16 protein-coding genes and 1 pseudogene are annotated in these 16,728 nt (G+C 52.4%); 6 read left to right on the top strand and 11 right to left on the bottom strand.

Translation table 11 applies throughout. The features are described from left to right. Positions 1-153 precede the first annotated feature (153 nt). From FHD02_RS16275 to FHD02_RS16230, 10 genes and pseudogenes are all read right to left on the bottom strand, one after another. Positions 154-942, bottom strand: a complete 789-nt coding sequence (locus FHD02_RS16275) for a carbonic anhydrase (protein WP_249935544.1) — start codon at positions 940-942, stop codon at positions 154-156. Between the two features lie 94 nt (positions 943-1,036). Continuing rightward, positions 1,037-1,767 (bottom strand): annotated as a pseudogene (locus FHD02_RS16270) (carbonic anhydrase). 137 nt (positions 1,768-1,904) lie between these two features. Then, positions 1,905-2,786 carry a 50S ribosomal protein L11 methyltransferase gene (prmA, locus tag FHD02_RS16265; protein WP_137371280.1) on the bottom strand — a complete coding sequence of 294 codons (882 nt, stop codon included), beginning with the start codon at positions 2,784-2,786 and terminating at the stop codon, positions 1,905-1,907. Positions 2,787-2,797: 11 nt separating this feature from the next. Continuing rightward, on the bottom strand, positions 2,798-4,249 hold the full coding sequence (gene panF, locus FHD02_RS16260) for a sodium/pantothenate symporter (RefSeq protein ID WP_137360154.1): 1,452 nt from the start codon (positions 4,247-4,249) through the stop codon (positions 2,798-2,800). After that, positions 4,239-4,481 carry a YhdT family protein gene (locus FHD02_RS16255; RefSeq protein WP_006687800.1) on the bottom strand — a complete coding sequence of 81 codons (243 nt, stop codon included), beginning with the start codon at positions 4,479-4,481 and terminating at the stop codon, positions 4,239-4,241. Before FHD02_RS16255 ends, panF begins: the two co-directional genes overlap by 11 nt. A 107-nt stretch (positions 4,482-4,588) precedes the next feature. Further along, a complete protein-coding gene (gene accC / locus FHD02_RS16250; RefSeq protein ID WP_006687801.1) occupies positions 4,589-5,938 on the bottom strand; it encodes an acetyl-CoA carboxylase biotin carboxylase subunit in 1,350 nt (449 codons plus the stop codon). Positions 5,939-5,948: 10 nt separating this feature from the next. Continuing rightward, complete coding sequence (gene accB, locus FHD02_RS16245) at positions 5,949-6,419, bottom strand: acetyl-CoA carboxylase biotin carboxyl carrier protein (protein ID WP_003025210.1); 471 nt, start codon at positions 6,417-6,419, stop codon at positions 5,949-5,951. Between the two features lie 392 nt (positions 6,420-6,811). Further along, positions 6,812-7,411: a protein-methionine-sulfoxide reductase heme-binding subunit MsrQ gene (gene msrQ / locus FHD02_RS16240; protein WP_042311350.1), complete on the bottom strand. Its 600-nt coding sequence runs from the start codon at positions 7,409-7,411 to the stop codon at positions 6,812-6,814. Continuing rightward, complete coding sequence (msrP, locus tag FHD02_RS16235; RefSeq protein ID WP_137360153.1) at positions 7,412-8,416, bottom strand: protein-methionine-sulfoxide reductase catalytic subunit MsrP; 1,005 nt, start codon at positions 8,414-8,416, stop codon at positions 7,412-7,414. It abuts the gene before it with no gap. A gap of 119 nt (positions 8,417-8,535) precedes the next feature. Then, positions 8,536-9,510, bottom strand: a complete 975-nt coding sequence (locus FHD02_RS16230) for an MDR family oxidoreductase (RefSeq protein WP_137360152.1) — start codon at positions 9,508-9,510, stop codon at positions 8,536-8,538. Between the two features lie 225 nt (positions 9,511-9,735). Here FHD02_RS16230 and csrD point away from each other — a divergent pair, with 225 nt between their 5' ends. After that, on the top strand, positions 9,736-11,676 hold the full coding sequence (gene csrD, locus FHD02_RS16225; RefSeq protein ID WP_137349690.1) for an RNase E specificity factor CsrD: 1,941 nt from the start codon (positions 9,736-9,738) through the stop codon (positions 11,674-11,676). Positions 11,677-11,684: 8 nt separating this feature from the next. Here the strand turns inward: csrD and FHD02_RS16220 are convergent, their stop codons facing one another. Beyond that, positions 11,685-12,005, bottom strand: a complete 321-nt coding sequence (locus FHD02_RS16220) for a hypothetical protein (RefSeq protein ID WP_154050627.1) — start codon at positions 12,003-12,005, stop codon at positions 11,685-11,687. On the opposite strand from FHD02_RS16220, the gene mreB reads away from it, so the two are divergent. The 5 genes from mreB (at position 11,983) to rng (ending at position 16,662) form a co-directional block, all read left to right on the top strand. Continuing rightward, the gene (gene mreB / locus FHD02_RS16215; protein WP_220394087.1) at positions 11,983-13,026 is read left to right on the top strand and encodes a rod shape-determining protein MreB; all 1,044 of its coding nucleotides are present in this window, start codon (positions 11,983-11,985) and stop codon (positions 13,024-13,026) included. The genes FHD02_RS16220 and mreB overlap by 23 nt on opposite strands. A gap of 64 nt (positions 13,027-13,090) precedes the next feature. Continuing rightward, complete coding sequence (gene mreC / locus FHD02_RS16210) at positions 13,091-14,113, top strand: rod shape-determining protein MreC (RefSeq protein WP_042311343.1); 1,023 nt, start codon at positions 13,091-13,093, stop codon at positions 14,111-14,113. Further along, complete coding sequence (gene mreD, locus FHD02_RS16205; protein WP_006687810.1) at positions 14,114-14,602, top strand: rod shape-determining protein MreD; 489 nt, start codon at positions 14,114-14,116, stop codon at positions 14,600-14,602. It begins immediately after the preceding gene. 7 nt (positions 14,603-14,609) lie between these two features. Continuing rightward, the gene (locus FHD02_RS16200; RefSeq protein WP_137360151.1) at positions 14,610-15,203 is read left to right on the top strand and encodes a nucleoside triphosphate pyrophosphatase; all 594 of its coding nucleotides are present in this window, start codon (positions 14,610-14,612) and stop codon (positions 15,201-15,203) included. Beyond that, complete coding sequence (rng, locus tag FHD02_RS16195) at positions 15,193-16,662, top strand: ribonuclease G (protein ID WP_003828822.1); 1,470 nt, start codon at positions 15,193-15,195, stop codon at positions 16,660-16,662. The genes FHD02_RS16200 and rng overlap by 11 nt, the downstream gene beginning before the upstream one ends. Positions 16,663-16,728 lie beyond the last annotated feature (66 nt).

The following is a 16,728-nucleotide window of genomic DNA, read 5'->3' as shown; positions in this document are numbered from 1 at the left end:
TAAATCATGGCGTTAAAAAAATATGTCGATTTTATATACGCATATAATTTTGCGTAACTTCTCATTTTTTCTTCAGTTGCAGAAGATACTGACAAGATATTCTGCTGAATTAATCAGCAAATTACCTCGCTATTGTGTGATCGTTACCTCATTTTAGTACAGGATCTCGGTATCACCTGAATTGCTGTCAGTAATCGTGCGTTCATTCAGCGGCTGCGGTGGACGATTGTTCGCAGGCCCAACAATGTAGTGAAATTTATCCAATTGCTCGGCGGAAAGGGCAACAGGCTTTTTCAGGACAACCCAGGTGACGCCTTCAGTACAGGGAGGCGTTGTTATCGAGCCAGTGTAGAGCCAGTAGGTCTTGTTATCGGGTAGAAGCTGGTTGATATCGACGGGCGAAAAAATGGGCATGCTGTTCCCCTCCATGGTGGGAAAGGACTCCCACAGGTTTTGAATCGCCTGGTTAGGCTCACCAATGTCAAACATGACCGCCACAATGGCGATATCACCATGTTGGTTTTTGTGGACCAACTGCAGCTCCAGCGGATAGTTTTTACCGTTGAGGGTATGTTCGCTTGGGGCGTGAAAATCAAAATGTTTTAAATAATAGAGCCTTCCTTCAATTTTAATGAAATTAGAGGAGTAGGAACTCATTGTTGCCTGCAGCGTATAGTTAATGCTCCGAAATCTTGTCGGGTTATCGATGTACTGTGTGTCGAGCGTGGGCAGGCCGAGCTTGCTGGTTGTCGCGGTCTGGATATCAACGGGTGACTGGTTGATGCCAGTCTGGCACGTTGCATACTCTTTGCTAATTTTTCCCCACTGCGCAGGGCCGGTTTCTCCGGTATATCCCCATGGCGCGGCCTGGGTCATCAGGGGTATTAAGCATGCTGCCAGTAAAGTGGTTACAAAGCGGTTGAAGCGCATACGTTTACTCAATAAAAATCAATTGGTTATTTTATCGCTGGGTAAAGTATCAGTATGCTGGTCTGTTGTCTGAAAATGGCGTGGTCAGATAACCACGCCGAAAAAATTACTCCACGATCACTCGACCATTGAGCGGTTGTGTTGGTCGGTTGTTGTCGTGATGCATGGTCTGAGTGAATTTTTTAAGCTGCGCTTCGGAAAGCGTTATTGGATGCTTCAGGACAATCCAGGTGACGCCTTCGGTACAGGGCGGTGTCGTCAGAGAGCCGCTGAAGCGCCAGTAAGTCTTATCAGTGGGCAGTAGTGCGTTAAGATCCATCTGCGCGGTTATTCTGACATCCTGTCCAGTTTTTTCGGGCATTGTTGCCCACAGTTTATTTAGTTCTGCGTTTTCAGCTCCGACATCAAACATGACCGCGACGACTGCTACATCCCCTTTCGCATCTTTGTGTACCAGATGTGCTTCCATAGCATGATGTTTGCCATGAACGGTATTTTCACTTGGTGCGTGAAAATGTAACTGTTGGAGAGTGAACGCTATACCATCAATGGTCACGGTGTCCCCGGTTGTGGTCTTAAGACCCGCCTGGACAGTATGGCCATTGTTGATGAGTGTGACCGGCCCATCGGTATAGTGGGTGGCAAGCGGTGAGATATGTGCTGTGAGCGTTGTGTCGATATTGATCGGGGATTGGTTCATCCCAGTCTGGCAAGTTTTATACTCCTGCCCCAGTGTTCAGGAGAACCTTCTCTCTCATAGCTCCAGTGAGAGGCAAATACCGTTACGGGCATGATGCTTAGGGCCAGTAGCCCCGCCTTACCAAAAGTTGATTTCATGTAATTCGTCCAATGAATGATAAATGATTTTTTATGTATTAACTTCAATAAGTTAATGGTTTATTTTAGCATTGTGATGTTGGCGGGAGGATACAAAAAAGGGAAAATGTGGCCTACAGAGAGGCCACTGGAAGGGATTATTTTTTCTGCCCGGTAATGCGACACCACTCTTCTTTCTCGATAACCGGATCGAGCGTAAAGAGATCGGCATAGGCTTCACAGACGCTTTCCGCCTGGCTGGCAAGAATACCAGAAAGCCCCAGTAAACCGCCCTCAACGGGCAGCACGCTGATTAACGGCGCCAGTTCACGTAATGGGCCTGCAAGGATGTTGGCGACCACCACATCGGCTTTCATCGCCTCTGGCTGGTCTTTAGGCAGATAAAGTTCCAGACGCTCAGAAACACCATTACGCTGGGCGTTATCACGGCTGGCCTGAATCGCTTGCGGATCGATATCCACACCAATCGCTTTCGCCGCACCCAGCTTCAGTGCCGCAATGGCAAGGATGCCGGATCCGCAGCCAAAGTCGATAACCGTTTTACCGTTAAGATCGAGACCATCCAGCCATTGCAGGCACAGAGAGGTGGTTGGGTGAGTGCCAGTACCAAACGCCAGGCCCGGGTCGAGCATCACGTTGACGGCGTTCTCATCCGGGACATCGCGCCAGCTTGGGCAAATCCACAGACGTTCACCAAAGCGCATTGGGTGGAAGTTATCCATCCATTCGCGTTCCCAGTCTTTGTCTTCAAGCTGTTCGATTTTATGCGCGAAGCCAGCACCCAGCAGCGGATGCTGCTCCAGAACAGCAACGACCTCTTTCATGTCGGTTTCTGCATCGAACAAGCCGATAACGTCGGTATCGCCCCACAGGCGAGTCTCGCCCGGCAGTGGTTCAAATACCGGCGTATCATGCGTATCCTGGAAGGTAATGGAAACGGAGCCCGCTTCCATCAGTGCGTCGCTCAACTCTTCAGCGTTTGCACCGGTCGTGTTCAGTTTCAGTTGAATCCATGGCATGGCAAAACTCTTTATTTATCAGTAGTCAATATGGCGGCTTGCGGAACGGCGGAACCGAAACGGTTGCCGATCAGGAAAGCCAGCAAACTTATCAGTAACGAGGGCACAATCGGATGAAAGCCCAGGTACTGAATGTTAAAAGTAGCGAGTACGGCATAAAGTATGCCGCCGACAATCATTGCGCTCAGTGCGCCTGCCGCGTTTGCCCGCTCCCAGTAAAGGCCCAGCACCAGCGGCCATAGGAAGACGGCTTCCAACCCGCCAAACGCCAGCAGGTTAAGCCAGATAATCATCTCTGGCGGCTTCCAGGCGGCCAGCAGCAGTAACGCGCCCAGCAGCAGAGTGATCACTGCCGACATGCGTTTCAGCCGTGTTTCATTTTGCAGTTGTTCCGGGCGAAGGTTCAGATAGAGATCTTTAATGATCGTAGCGGAACTTTGCAGCAATTGGGCATTGATCGTCGACATGATCGCGGCCATGGGCGCGGCGAGGAAGATCCCGGCTGCTACCGGCGGCAAGACTTTTACCATTAGCGTGGGAATAACCAGATCCGGTACCGTCAGGTTAGGGATCACCGCCCGGCCCAACGCGCCGGCCAGATGCATACCAAACATCAGGACAGCCACTACGATAGTGCCAATGATAATTCCACGGTGTACCGCTTTGCTGTCCTTATAGGAGATGCAGCGCACCGCCGTATGCGGCAGGCCAATCACGCCAAAGCATACCAGTACCCAGAACGAGGTCATAAACGTGGGGGACAGAATGTCATCAGCGCCCTGCGGCGAGACCAGTTTAGGATCGATGGTTTGCAGAGTGACCACCGCATTGCTGAGACCACCGGCGGCATGGACGACACCGACCAGCAGTACGATAGTACCAATCAGCATCACCATGCCCTGCATCGTGTCGTTCAACACGCTGGCGCGAAATCCGCCAAACGCCGTGTATAACGCGATACTGACGCCAAAAATCAGCAGGCCGGTTTCGTAAGGGATACCCGCTGCCGTTTCCAGCAAACGCGCGCCGCCAATAAACTGTACGGTCATTGCACCGACAAACGCGACCAGCAGGCTGAGGCTCGCCAGCCATACCAGCAGGCGGCTTTGGTAGCGGGCAAACAGCATATCGTTGAGGGTAACCGCATTATAACGGCGTGCAAGAATGGCGAATTTTTTGCCGAGAATACCCAACGACAACCAGACGGCGGGCAGTTGGATCATCGCTAACAAAACCCATCCCAGTCCGTATTTGTAAGCGGCACCTGGGCCGCCGATAAACGAGCTGGCGCTAATGTAGGTTGCCGTTAGCGTCATGGCTAACACGACCCCGCCCATAGAGCGGCTGCCGAGGAAATATTCATTCAGGAAGGTGCCAGTCGACCTTTTGCGCATGGCGTAAACAGAGAGGCCGAAAACCACCAGAAGATAGGCGACCAGCGGCAAAATAACTTCAAGCTGCATCATCATCCTCCAGAGGAATGTCGCGATAGATAAACTTCACCATCGCCCAGCACAGTACGATGAAAACCAATGGCGTCAGCAGACAGGCCATTTCAAACCAGTGCGGGAGGCCAGTAAAACCCAGAGTGGAGTCTGGTAAGTAAGCGGCCACTAACCATGCGGCAAGATATAAAAGGGTCAGCCACAGCGCCCAGCGCGCCTCTTTATGGGCCTGAACAAAACGAGCGTCCATTTTTTGTCCCTTGTGGATAAAGAAAGCGGGGATTGTACCTTATGGCACGTATGGGAGGGGAGAAAAACAAAAGGCCGGAATTTCCGGCCTTTTCGGTTAACGCTTGCTTACTTTTCCTGAAGTCCGAGTTTTTTCTCCAGGTAGTGGATATTGGTTCCACCATGCTGGAAGTGCTCGTCATTCATGATACGGATCTGCAGATCAACGTTGGTTTTGATGCCGTCGATGATCAGTTCCTGCAAGGCGTTTTTCATGCGTGCGATAGCGACGTCGCGGTTTTCGCCATAGCAAATCAGCTTACCGATCATTGAGTCATAGTACGGAGGTACTGTGTAACCTGCGTAAATATGAGACTCCCAGCGCACACCAAAGCCACCCGGCGCGTGGAAACGCGTGATTTTACCCGGGCTCGGCAGGAAGGTGTTCGGGTCTTCGGCGTTGATACGGCACTCTACCGCATGACCTTTAACCATAACTTCGTCCTGCTTGATGGACAGCGGTTGACCCGCAGCGATGCGCAGCTGCTCTTTGATCAGGTCAACGCCGGTGATCATTTCGGTTACCGGGTGTTCAACCTGAATACGGGTGTTCATTTCAATGAAGTAGAACTCGCCGTTTTCGAACAGGAACTCGAAAGTACCCGCCCCGCGATAGCCGATATCAACGCACGCTTTGGCGCAACGCTCGCCGATGTAGCGACGCAGTTCCGGGGTAATGCCCGGCGCTGGTGCTTCTTCGACAACTTTCTGGTGACGACGCTGCATGGAGCAGTCACGCTCTGCCAGATAAATCGCGTTACCCTGACCGTCTGCCAGCACCTGAATTTCGATGTGGCGTGGGTTTTCCAGGTATTTCTCCATGTAGACCATGTCGTTATTGAAAGCCGCTTTCGCTTCCGCTTTGGTCATGGAGATGGATTGCGCCAGTTCGGCATCGCTGCGCACGACGCGCATACCGCGACCGCCGCCGCCGCCGGAGGCTTTGATGATAACCGGGTAGCCGATGCGTTTAGCATGAGCGCGGTTAGCGTCCATGTCATCGCCCAACGGGCCGTCAGAGCCTGGAACAGTCGGTACGCCAGCTTTCTTCATCGCGGTAATCGCGGACACTTTGTCGCCCATCAGGCGGATGGTGTCGGCTTTTGGGCCGATGAAGATAAAGCCAGAACGTTCTACCTGCTCTGCAAAGTTGGCGTTCTCAGAAAGGAAGCCATAACCCGGATGAATTGCCACCGCGCCGGTGATTTCAGCGGCGCTAATGATAGCCGGGATGTTCAGATAGCTTTTTACGGACGGAGCCGGGCCAATACAGACCGTCTCATCCGCCAGCAATACGTGTTTTAAATCGCGATCCGCGCTTGAATGCACAGCGACAGTCTTGATGCCCAGTTCTTTACAGGCACGAAGAATACGCAAGGCAATCTCGCCGCGGTTAGCGATGACAATTTTATCCAACATGTTCGCCTCGTTATTCGATGACGACCAGCGGCTCGTCAAATTCTACCGGTTGACCACTTTCTACCAGAATCGCTTTAACGACGCCGGATTTGTCGGCTTCGATCTGGTTCATCATTTTCATGGCTTCAACGATGCACAGGGTATCGCCCGCATTCACTTTCTGGCCGATTTCGATGAACGCTTTCGCATCTGGGCTCGGGGTGCGGTAGAACGTACCAACCATTGGGGAGCGTACGATGTGACCACTGATTTCCGCTGCTGCCGGAGCTTCCATACTTGGAGAGGCAGTTTGTGCGACAGCGTTAGACAGAGCTGGCTGCTGCATCACTGGTGCAGCATAAGCCTGTTGCATCATTGGAAAACTTGCAGCTGGCGCCGCACGGCTGATGCGTACAGACTCTTCGCCTTCAGAAATTTCCAGTTCGGAGATGCCTGATTCTTCAACCAGCTCGATCAGTTTTTTAATCTTACGAATATCCATGAGTGGGTTCCGTACTCTTTGTTTAGTGAGATTGTGACAGGCGTTTTACCGCCGTCTGTATAGCATTTTTATAACAGTGAGTGACAAGATGCCACGCATCTCAGGCGTTGCACTGGGTGCCGTTGCCTTTAAGTGAGATTGCCAGACTTGTTCGTCATTGTGCGGCTATCTTCTGCCATTTTCGGGTAAAAGACAAAATATACCTTCAATATGCGATTGTCACCCTTTCCGCGCCGTAAAAACGCTACCGGGGATAGCAAAGGCGCACATTATAACTATTTCGTAGCAATTGGCAGCTAAATACTGGTCTTATCAGGGAAGATAATCAACCGTTAACATGTAAAGAAAATCGGATCGTCCGTGTTTTGCAACGCACTGCACATATCGTGAAACTACCGCCACCACTGGCGAAACTTCCTGTAGCGGCAGGCTAACAGCAGCGCAGCAAGTGCGGCATAAATAATCGGTTGAGGCGAGATAATTTTAACCGACCACAGATAATGTATGGGTGCCAGGATCGCCACAAGATAGACGAAGTTGTGCAGAAATTGCCAATTCTTACCCAGCTTTCGCTGTGCAGATTGCGTGGACGTTAAGGTGAGAGCAAATAATATGACCCAACTGACAATGCCCAACATCAAATACGGTCGCGAGATTAATTCCCGCCCCAACAGCGCCAGATTATGAATACCCAATTCCAGTAACGCGTAGCTGGTTAAATGCAGCGTCGCCCAGGCGAAACACCATAGCCCTAACAGGCGACGAATGCGTATCAATAATGGCTGTTTAGCGTAGCGCGCGAGGGGAGAGACCAGCAAGGTCGCCAGTAAGAATTTCAGAGCTGTCCTACCGGTAAAGTGCTGGATATCTTTGACCGGATCGGCGCTCAAACCGCCATGATTTACCGCCCAAAAGAGCCAGATGAACGGCAAAAAGCCGGCAAGATGCAGGCAAACTTTCAGCCCGGTAATGTGCTTTGCAGTCAGACGCACTTAAAAATTCTCCTGCAGATTAAGGCCACGATACAGTGAAGCAACCTCTTCGGCGTAACCGTTAAACAGCTGTGTGGGTTGACGCTGTACATCCAGAATACCGCCAGCGCCAATAAAGCGTTCGGTGGCCTGGGACCAGCGGGGGTGATCGACATGCGGATTCACGTTGGCATAAAACCCATATTCATTGGGCGCGGCCAGGTTCCAGGTTGTTGGAGGGCGTTCGCGGGTTAATTTGATACTCACGATCGACTTTATGCCCTTAAATCCGTATTTCCACGGCACAATTAAGCGGATGGGGGCGCCATTTTGTGGCGGAAGGGCCTTACCATAAACCCCTACGGTAAGTAGAGTGAGTGGATGCATTGCTTCATCCAGGCGTAACCCTTCAACATAGGGATACTTTAGCCCGCCGCCAATAAAACGATCTTTCTGTCCTGGCATTTCATCCGGCGCGTAGCGCGTTTCGAAAGCGACATATTTTGCGTTGCTGGTGGGTTCAACCTGCGCCAGCAGTTTATGTAATGGAAAGCCAATCCACGGCACCACCATTGACCAGGCTTCCACGCAGCGCATCCGGTAAATCCGTTCTTCCAGCGGGAAACGGGCGGTCAGCGCGTCGTGATCGAGAGTGAGTGGTTTTGCGACTTCGCCAGTGATTTTCAAGGTCCACGGATCGGTTTTCAGACTGCCGGCGTTGGCCGCTGGATCCGCTTTGTCGAGACCAAACTCATAGAAGTTGTTGTAGCCAGAAACCTTATCCGCTGGCGTTAAAGGAAGCGAATTTTGCCAGGCGGTGGGCTTGCTGAAATTAAGCGGCTTACCCGCAGGTGCCGGAGGGCGGTCATTACCCTTAAACCAGCTAAGAAGGTCGGCCTGCGCAGAGAGGGGCAAAGACAACGCTGCTGCGCTGATCCCTAATGCTTGCAGTACCTGACGGCGCTGCATAAAAAAAGCCGACTCGGCGGTGACGTCGGCTTCTGTAAATGGACGTAATTTCTTCATAACAGACTCCCGGCTTACGCATCATGACAGACAGGGGATGCGTAGTTAATATGGCAGGGAGTCTCTATATATGCCGCGAAATTTCGTTAGTTAAGTGTAAATTTCTGCGCTGGTGCCTGTTATTTCACCTTCACCAGGGTACGACCTTGCACCTGGTTATTGATGATGGCATCGGCGAACTTCGGCGCATCCGCCAGCGTAATCTCCGTTGCGGCCTGAGCATAGAACGATTCCGGCAGATCTTTAACTAAACGCGCCCAGGCTTCCGCGCGGCGTGCCGGCGGGGTCATCACCGAGTCCACCCCTTGCAGACGAACGTTACGCAGAATGAATGGCATAACGGTGGTCGGCAGCGCGAAACCGCCTGCCAGGCCGCAGGCGGCTACGCAGCCACCGTAGTTCATCTGTGCCAGGACTTTCGCCAGCACTTTATCGCCAACGGTATCAATTGCACCGGCCCACAGTTGTTTTTCCAACGGGCGAGATTCAGCAAACTCATCGCGGCCAAGAATACGGTTAGCGCCCAGTCTCTTCAGGTAGTCGTGGGTGCTTTCGCGGCCTGATACTGCCGCAACCTGATAGCCCAGCTTATGCAGTAATGCAACGGCAGTGCTGCCCACGCCGCCGCTGGCGCCAGTGACGACAATCTCGCCGTCTTGCGGGCGAATACCTGCATCTTCAAGCGCCATGACGCACAGCATGGCGGTAAAACCGGCGGTACCGATGACCATCGCTTTACGCCCGTCCAGCCCTTGCGGCAGCGCTACCAGCCAGTCGCCTTTTACGCGCGCACGTTCCGCCAGCCCGCCCCAATGGTTTTCACCTACACCCCAGCCGGTCAGTAAAACTTCCTGACCTGCATGAAAACGGGGATCTTCGCTGGCGCGAACGGTTCCGGCGAAATCAATGCCAGGAATCATCGGAAAGTTGCGAATGATTTTACCCTTGCCGGTAATAGCAAGGGCGTCTTTATAGTTCAGGCTCGACCAGTGGACATCCACCGTTACATCGCCTTCCGGGAGCTGGTTTTCGTCGAGGGGTTGAACGGATGCGAGGGTTTTTCCGTCCTGCTGTTCTAAGATCAAAGCCTGCATAACCTGTCCTCAATTCATATAGTGGATTGGAAAATTGTTAATGAAGACTATACTCGCTAATCAAAACATGATGCCGATTCTGCGCAATAAATTGCCAGATATACCTGATTTGGTAGTATGCCCCCACAGTTTGCATAAATTGGCGGATTTTGCGTTCAGTTTTGCATTTTCGAGTCGCTTTATCTCTTTTACACCTGTTTCATAACTGTCGGAGTTAACACAAGGATGCGATTAACGACGAAATTCTCAGCTTTTGTCACGCTGCTTACTGGGTTAACGATCTTTGTGACTCTGATTGGCTGCTCGCTGAGTTTCTACAACGCTATTCAATATAAGTTCACTACGCGAGTGCAGGCGGTGGCGACGGCGATTGATACACATCTTGTCTCCCACGATTTCGTTTCGCTGACACCGCAAATCGATGAACTGATGGTTTCTGTTGATATCGTGCGTATCGAGTTGCTGCAAGGGGAGCATACAGTGTATGACCACTCCCGAACCAGCAGCTACCGCCCGGCAGGAACGAACAACCTCTACCGCGACATCACCGTACCGTTGGTCAAGCATCCGGGAATGTCAGTGCGACTGGTTTATCAGGATCCGATGGGCAACTATTTCCACTCGCTCCTGACTACCGCGCCGCTCACGCTGGCCATTGCATTTATTATTCTGATGCTCTTTTTGTCGGTACGCTGGCTTCAGCGTCAGCTTTCAGGCCAGGAGCTACTGGAGATTCGTTCCACGCGTATTCTGAACGGTGAACGCGGGCCGAATGTTCGAGGAACGGTCTATGAATGGCCAGCGCGCACCAGCAGTGCGCTCGATATGTTGCTGACTGAAATTCAAAATGCCCGCGAGCAACGTAGTCGACTGGACACCCTGATTCGTTCCTATGTTGCGCAGGATACAAAAACAGGGCTGAGTAACCGTCTGTTTTTTGATAACCAATTGGCCACGCTGCTGGAAGATCAAGAAAAGGTGGGATCGCATGGCGTCGTGATGATGGTGCGTCTGCCGGACTTTACTCTGCTGCGAGATAGTTGGGGAATCACCCAGGCGGAAGAGCAAATTTCAACGCTAATCAATTTGTTGTCGACGTTTATGACGCGTTATCCGGGGGCATTGCTGGCGCGCTACCACCGTAGCGATTTTGCCATCCTGCTGCCACATCGCACGCTGAAAGAAGCCGAAAGTATCGCCGGGCAATTATTAAAAGCGGTCGATGCGCTTCCGACTAATAAAATGATCGATCGTGCCGATATGGTTCATATTGGCATTTGCGTTTGCCGCAGTGGGCAGTCGACGGAACAGGTGATGGATCATGCTGAGGCCGCCACCCGGAATTCGGTCCTGCAGGGCGGGAACAGCTGGTCGGTCTATGATGACTCCCTGCCGGAAAAAGGCCGGGGCAACGTGCGTTGGCGAACACTGATTGAACAGATGCTCAGCCGGGGCGGGCCGAGAATATATCAAAAACCTGCGGTAACGCGTGAAGGGCGAGTACACCACCGGGAACTGATGTGCCGTATTTTTGATGGCAGCGAAGAGGTTATCTCGGCGGAATATATGCCGATGGTGCTGCAATTTGGCCTGGCTGAAGAGTATGACCGTTTGCAGTTAAGCCGTCTGATCCTGCTTTTGGGCTACTGGCCGCAGGAAAGCCTGGCGATGCAGATAACGGTTGAATCGCTAATTCGCCCACGTTTTCAGCGCTGGTTGCGTGATACGTTGATGCAGTGCGAAAAATCACTACGCAAACGCATAATTATTGAACTTGCTGAGGCAGATGTCTGTCAACATATCAGCCGATTACAGCCCGTCATCCGATTGATGGATGCGCTAGGGGTACGAATCGCCGTTACGCAGGCCGGTTTAACGCTGGTGAGCACCAGTTGGATTAAAGAGCTTAACGTTGAGTTATTGAAGCTGCATCCAAGCCTGGTGAGGAATATTGATAAGCGAACCGAAAACCAACTGTTGGTTCAAAGCCTGGCGGAGGCCTGTTCAGGCACGCCAACGCAGGTTTACGCCACGGGCGTTCGTTCGCGTAGCGAGTGGCATACGCTCACGGAACGCGGAGTTGCTGGTGGGCAAGGGGATTTTTTTGCCGCATCACAGCCACTTGACACTAACGTGAAAAAATATTCGCAAAGATATTCGGTTTAACCTGCCGTTTAATTCGTTTTCACGTAGAATAACGCGCGCTGTGCCTTCTGGGGGTGTGCTTGTCTGCTCGCCAGGTTGTAACAGCAAACATGCAGGTGAATGACCTTTGACAGGTTGCAAACAAAAGCGAGGAATGCTGCTGATTTTTTCAGCCCTGATGGACTCAGGCCGGTTTTGTAACAAAGGAAACGAACTGCACTAATTTTCACCGTAGCAGATGATTTTTGCGCCTTGTCGCTGCTGCGTGTGGTTGGTAAAGTAAGCGGATTTTGTTTTCCGCCCCAGCTTTCAGGATTATCCCTTAGTATGTTGAAAAAATTTCGTGGCATGTTTTCCAATGACCTGTCCATTGACCTGGGTACCGCGAATACCCTTATTTATGTAAAAGGACAAGGCATCGTATTGAATGAGCCTTCTGTTGTGGCCATTCGTCAGGATCGTGCCGGTTCGCCGAAAAGCGTGGCTGCAGTAGGTCATGATGCGAAGCAGATGCTGGGTCGTACACCGGGCAATATCGCTGCAATTCGCCCAATGAAAGACGGCGTTATCGCTGACTTCTTCGTGACTGAAAAAATGCTCCAGCACTTTATCAAACAAGTGCACAGCAATAGCTTCATGCGTCCAAGCCCGCGCGTACTGGTGTGTGTACCGGTTGGCGCAACCCAGGTTGAACGCCGTGCGATCCGTGAATCCGCTCAGGGTGCAGGCGCCCGTGAAGTCTTTTTGATCGAAGAGCCGATGGCGGCCGCGATCGGTGCGGGTTTGCCAGTTTCTGAAGCAACCGGTTCAATGGTTGTGGATATCGGTGGTGGTACCACTGAAGTTGCCGTTATCTCCCTGAACGGTGTGGTTTACTCTTCTTCCGTACGTATCGGTGGTGACCGCTTCGACGAAGCCATCATTAATTACGTTCGTCGTAACTACGGTTCTCTGATCGGTGAAGCCACCGCAGAACGTATTAAACACGAAATCGGTTCCGCTTATCCGGGCGACGAAGTCCGCGAGATCGAAGTTCGCGGCCGTAACCTGGCTGAGGGTGTTCCACGCGGCTTTACCCTGAACTCCAACGAGATTCTGGAAGCGCTGCAGGAACCGCTGACCGGTATTGTGAGCGCGGTAATGGTTGCACTGGAACAGTGCCCGCCAGAGCTGGCTTCAGACATCTCCGAGCGCGGTATGGTGCTGACCGGTGGCGGTGCGCTGCTGCGTAACCTTGACCGTCTGTTAATGGAAGAAACCGGTATTCCAGTTGTTGTTGCTGACGATCCGCTGACCTGCGTGGCGCGCGGTGGCGGCAAAGCACTGGAAATGATCGATATGCACGGCGGCGACCTGTTCAGCGAAGAGTAATCGGACGCAGGTAGGGTGACCCGCGGGTTGCCCTTCCGCTCTGATACGAGAATACGCATAGACTATGAAGCCAATTTTTAGCCGTGGCCCGTCGCTACAGATTCGCCTTATTCTGGCGGTGCTGGTGGCGCTCGGCGTTATTATTGCCGACAGCCGCCTGGGTACGTTTAGTCAAATCCGAACGTACATGGATACCGCCGTCAGTCCTTTCTACTTTATCTCTAATGGTCCTCGTGAATTACTCGACGGCGTGTCGCAAACGCTGGCTTCGCGTGACCAACTCGAACTTGAAAACCGGGCGCTGCGTCAGGAACTGCTGCTGAAAAATAGCGAGCTGCTGATGCTGGGGCAATATAAACAGGAAAACGCGCGTTTGCGCGAGCTGCTGGGATCGCCATTGCGTCAGGACGAACAAAAGATGGTGACGCAGGTCATCTCAACGGTTAATGACCCTTACAGCGATCAGGTCGTGATCGACAAAGGGAGCGTTAACGGCGTCTACGAAGGTCAGCCAGTTATTAGCGACAAAGGTGTAGTGGGTCAGGTCGTTGCGGTAGCAAAACTGACCAGCCGCGTGCTGTTGATTTGCGATGCGACACATGCTCTGCCAATCCAGGTTCTGCGTAACGATATTCGCGTCATTGCTGCGGGCAACGGTTGTACGGACGATCTTCAGCTCGAACATCTGCCGGCGAACACCGATATTCGCGTTGGCGATGTGCTGGTGACTTCCGGTTTGGGTGGACGCTTCCCGGAAGGTTATCCGGTTGCTGTTGTTTCTTCCGTTAAGCTGGACACTCAGCGTGCTTATACCGTCATTCAGGCACGTCCGACCGCGGGTTTGCAGCGTTTGCGCTATCTGCTGCTGTTGTGGGGAGCCGATCGTAACGGCGCCAATCCGATGACGCCGGAAGAAGTACACCGTGTTGCCAATGAACGTTTGATGCAAATGATGCCGCAAGTTCTGCCTGCGCCAGATGCTATGGGGCCGCCAGCGCCAGTACCGGCACCTGCGACAGGCGTCACTACAGCGCCTACGGACACCACGCCGCCACAACCTGCTCCGCGTAAGCCGGGAGGACAGTAAGTGGCAAGCATACGTCACCAGGGGCGTTGGGTTATTTGGCTTTCGTTCCTTATTGCACTGTTGCTGCAAGTTATGCCCTGGCCGGATGACATTCTTGTTTTCCGGCCAAACTGGGTGCTGCTCATCTTGTTGTATTGGATTCTGGCGCTGCCGCATCGCGTCAATGTGGGCACAGGGTTCGTGGTGGGTGCCATACTGGATCTCATTAGCGGTTCCACGCTTGGCGTGCGGGCCTTGTCGATGAGTATCATTGCCTATCTGGTTGCACTGAAATTCCAGCTATTCCGCAACCTCGCGCTCTGGCAACAGGCGCTGGTGGTCGTGTTGTTATCACTGGTCGTGGATATTATTGTTTTCTGGGCCGAGTTTTTAGTGATCAATGTCTCTTTCAGACCCGAAGTGTTCTGGAGTAGTGTAGTGAATGGTGTGCTCTGGCCATGGCTATTCTTACTGATGCGTAAAATCCGTCAGCAGTTTGCGGTGCAATAAGGTTGATATGAATACTCTGTATCTTGCTTCAGGTTCTCCACGTCGTCAGGAACTGCTCGCTCAACTTGGTGTTACGTTTGAACGGCTGATTCCTGGGATTGAAGAACAGCGGCACCCGCAGGAAAGCGCGCAGCAGTACGTTTCTCGTCTGGCGCGCGAAAAAGCGCAGGCTGGCGTTGCGCTGGCGCAGCGCGATTTGCCGGTATTGGGTGCGGATACCATTGTTATTCTTAACGGCGAAGTGTTGGAAAAACCGCACGACGCCGCCCATGCCGCCGCAATGCTGCGTAAACTGTCTGGCAACACGCATCAGGTCATGACCGCCGTGGCATTAGCCGATCGCCAGCACAGTCTGGACTGTCTGGTAGTGACGGAAGTGATGTTCAGAGCACTCACCGATGAGGACATCGCGGGTTATGTTGCCAGCGGTGAACCAATGGATAAAGCAGGTGCATACGGTATTCAAGGGTTGGGTGGCTGTTTTGTCAGGAAGATAAATGGCAGCTATCACGCCGTAGTCGGCTTACCGCTGGTAGAAACGTATGAGTTGCTGACCAATTTTAACGCACTGCGTGAGCAAAGGGATAAACATGACGGCTGAATTGTTGGTAAACGTAACGCCATCGGAAACACGGGTGGCTTACATTGATGGCGGTATTCTGCAGGAAATTCATATTGAACGTGAGGCGCGACGTGGAATCGTAGGCAATATCTACAAAGGTCGTGTAAGTCGTGTGCTTCCGGGTATGCAGGCGGCTTTTGTAGATATTGGACTGGATAAAGCCGCATTTCTTCACGCTTCAGACATCATGCCGCATACCGAATGCGTGGCCGGTGAAGAACAAAAACAGTTCACCGTACGCGACATTTCTGAACTGGTTCGCCAGGGCCAGGATTTGATGGTGCAGGTGGTAAAAGATCCACTGGGAACTAAGGGCGCCCGCCTGACGACGGACATTACGCTGCCTTCCCGTTATCTTGTGTTTATGCCGGGTGCATCGCACGTTGGCGTTTCCCAACGTATCGAAAGCGAAACTGAACGCGAACGCCTGAAAAAAGTGGTAGCCGATTACTGTGATGAGCAGGGCGGATTTATCATTCGTACGGCGGCGGAAGGCGTATGCGAAGAGGATCTGGCCTCGGATGCTGCCTACCTGAAGCGCGTCTGGACGAAAGTCATGGAGCGCAAAAAACGCCCGCAAACGCGCTATCAGATGTATGGCGAACTGGCGCTGGCGCAGCGCGTTTTGCGTGATTTTGCCGATGCCCAGCTTGATCGGATCCGCGTCGACTCTCGCCTGACCTATGAGGCGTTGCTGGAATTTACGGCGGAGTACATTCCCGAGATGACCAGCAAGCTGGAGCATTACAGCGGACGTCAGCCCATTTTCGATCTCTTTGACGTTGAGAATGAAATCCAGCGCGCGCTTGAACGCAAAGTTGAGCTGAAATCCGGCGGCTATTTGATCATCGATCAAACCGAAGCGATGACCACCGTGGATATCAATACCGGCGCGTTTGTTGGACATCGTAATCTCGACGACACTATTTTTAATACTAATATTGAAGCAACGCAGGCCATTGCGCGTCAGCTGCGTTTGCGTAATCTGGGCGGCATTATCATTATCGATTTTATCGACATGAATAATGAAGACCATCGGCGCCGGGTGTTGCACTCTCTGGAGCAGGCTCTGAGCAAGGACCGCGTAAAAACCAGTATTAACGGTTTTTCACAGCTGGGCCTGGTAGAGATGACGCGCAAGCGCACGCGTGAAAGCGTGGAGCATGTGCTGTGCAATGAGTGCCCTACCTGCCATGGACGCGGTACCGTGAAAACGGTGGAAACCGTATGCTATGAAATCATGCGCGAAATTGTCCGCGTACACCATGCATACGACTCCGATCGCTTCCTGGTTTATGCATCTCCGGCAGTGGCGGAAACCCTGAAAGGCGAAGAGTCGCATGCGCTGGCAGAAGTCGAAATCTTTGTGGGTAAACAGGTCAAAGTCCAGGTTGAACCGCTCTATAACCAGGAGCAGTTCGACGTCGTAATGATGTAATTGAGTAGTAGCATCAGCGCATGTAGGCCGGATAAGGCGCAAGCGCAGCCATCCGGCAATATACAC

Origin of the sequence: Citrobacter sp. EC_71 (genome assembly GCF_019584005.1) — a bacterium.
In the GTDB taxonomy this organism is placed as follows: Bacteria; Pseudomonadota; Gammaproteobacteria; order Enterobacterales; family Enterobacteriaceae; genus Citrobacter; species Citrobacter werkmanii.
The sequence above is the reverse complement of the archived record's forward strand: the minus strand, read 5'-3'. Positions and strand labels throughout refer to the sequence as shown.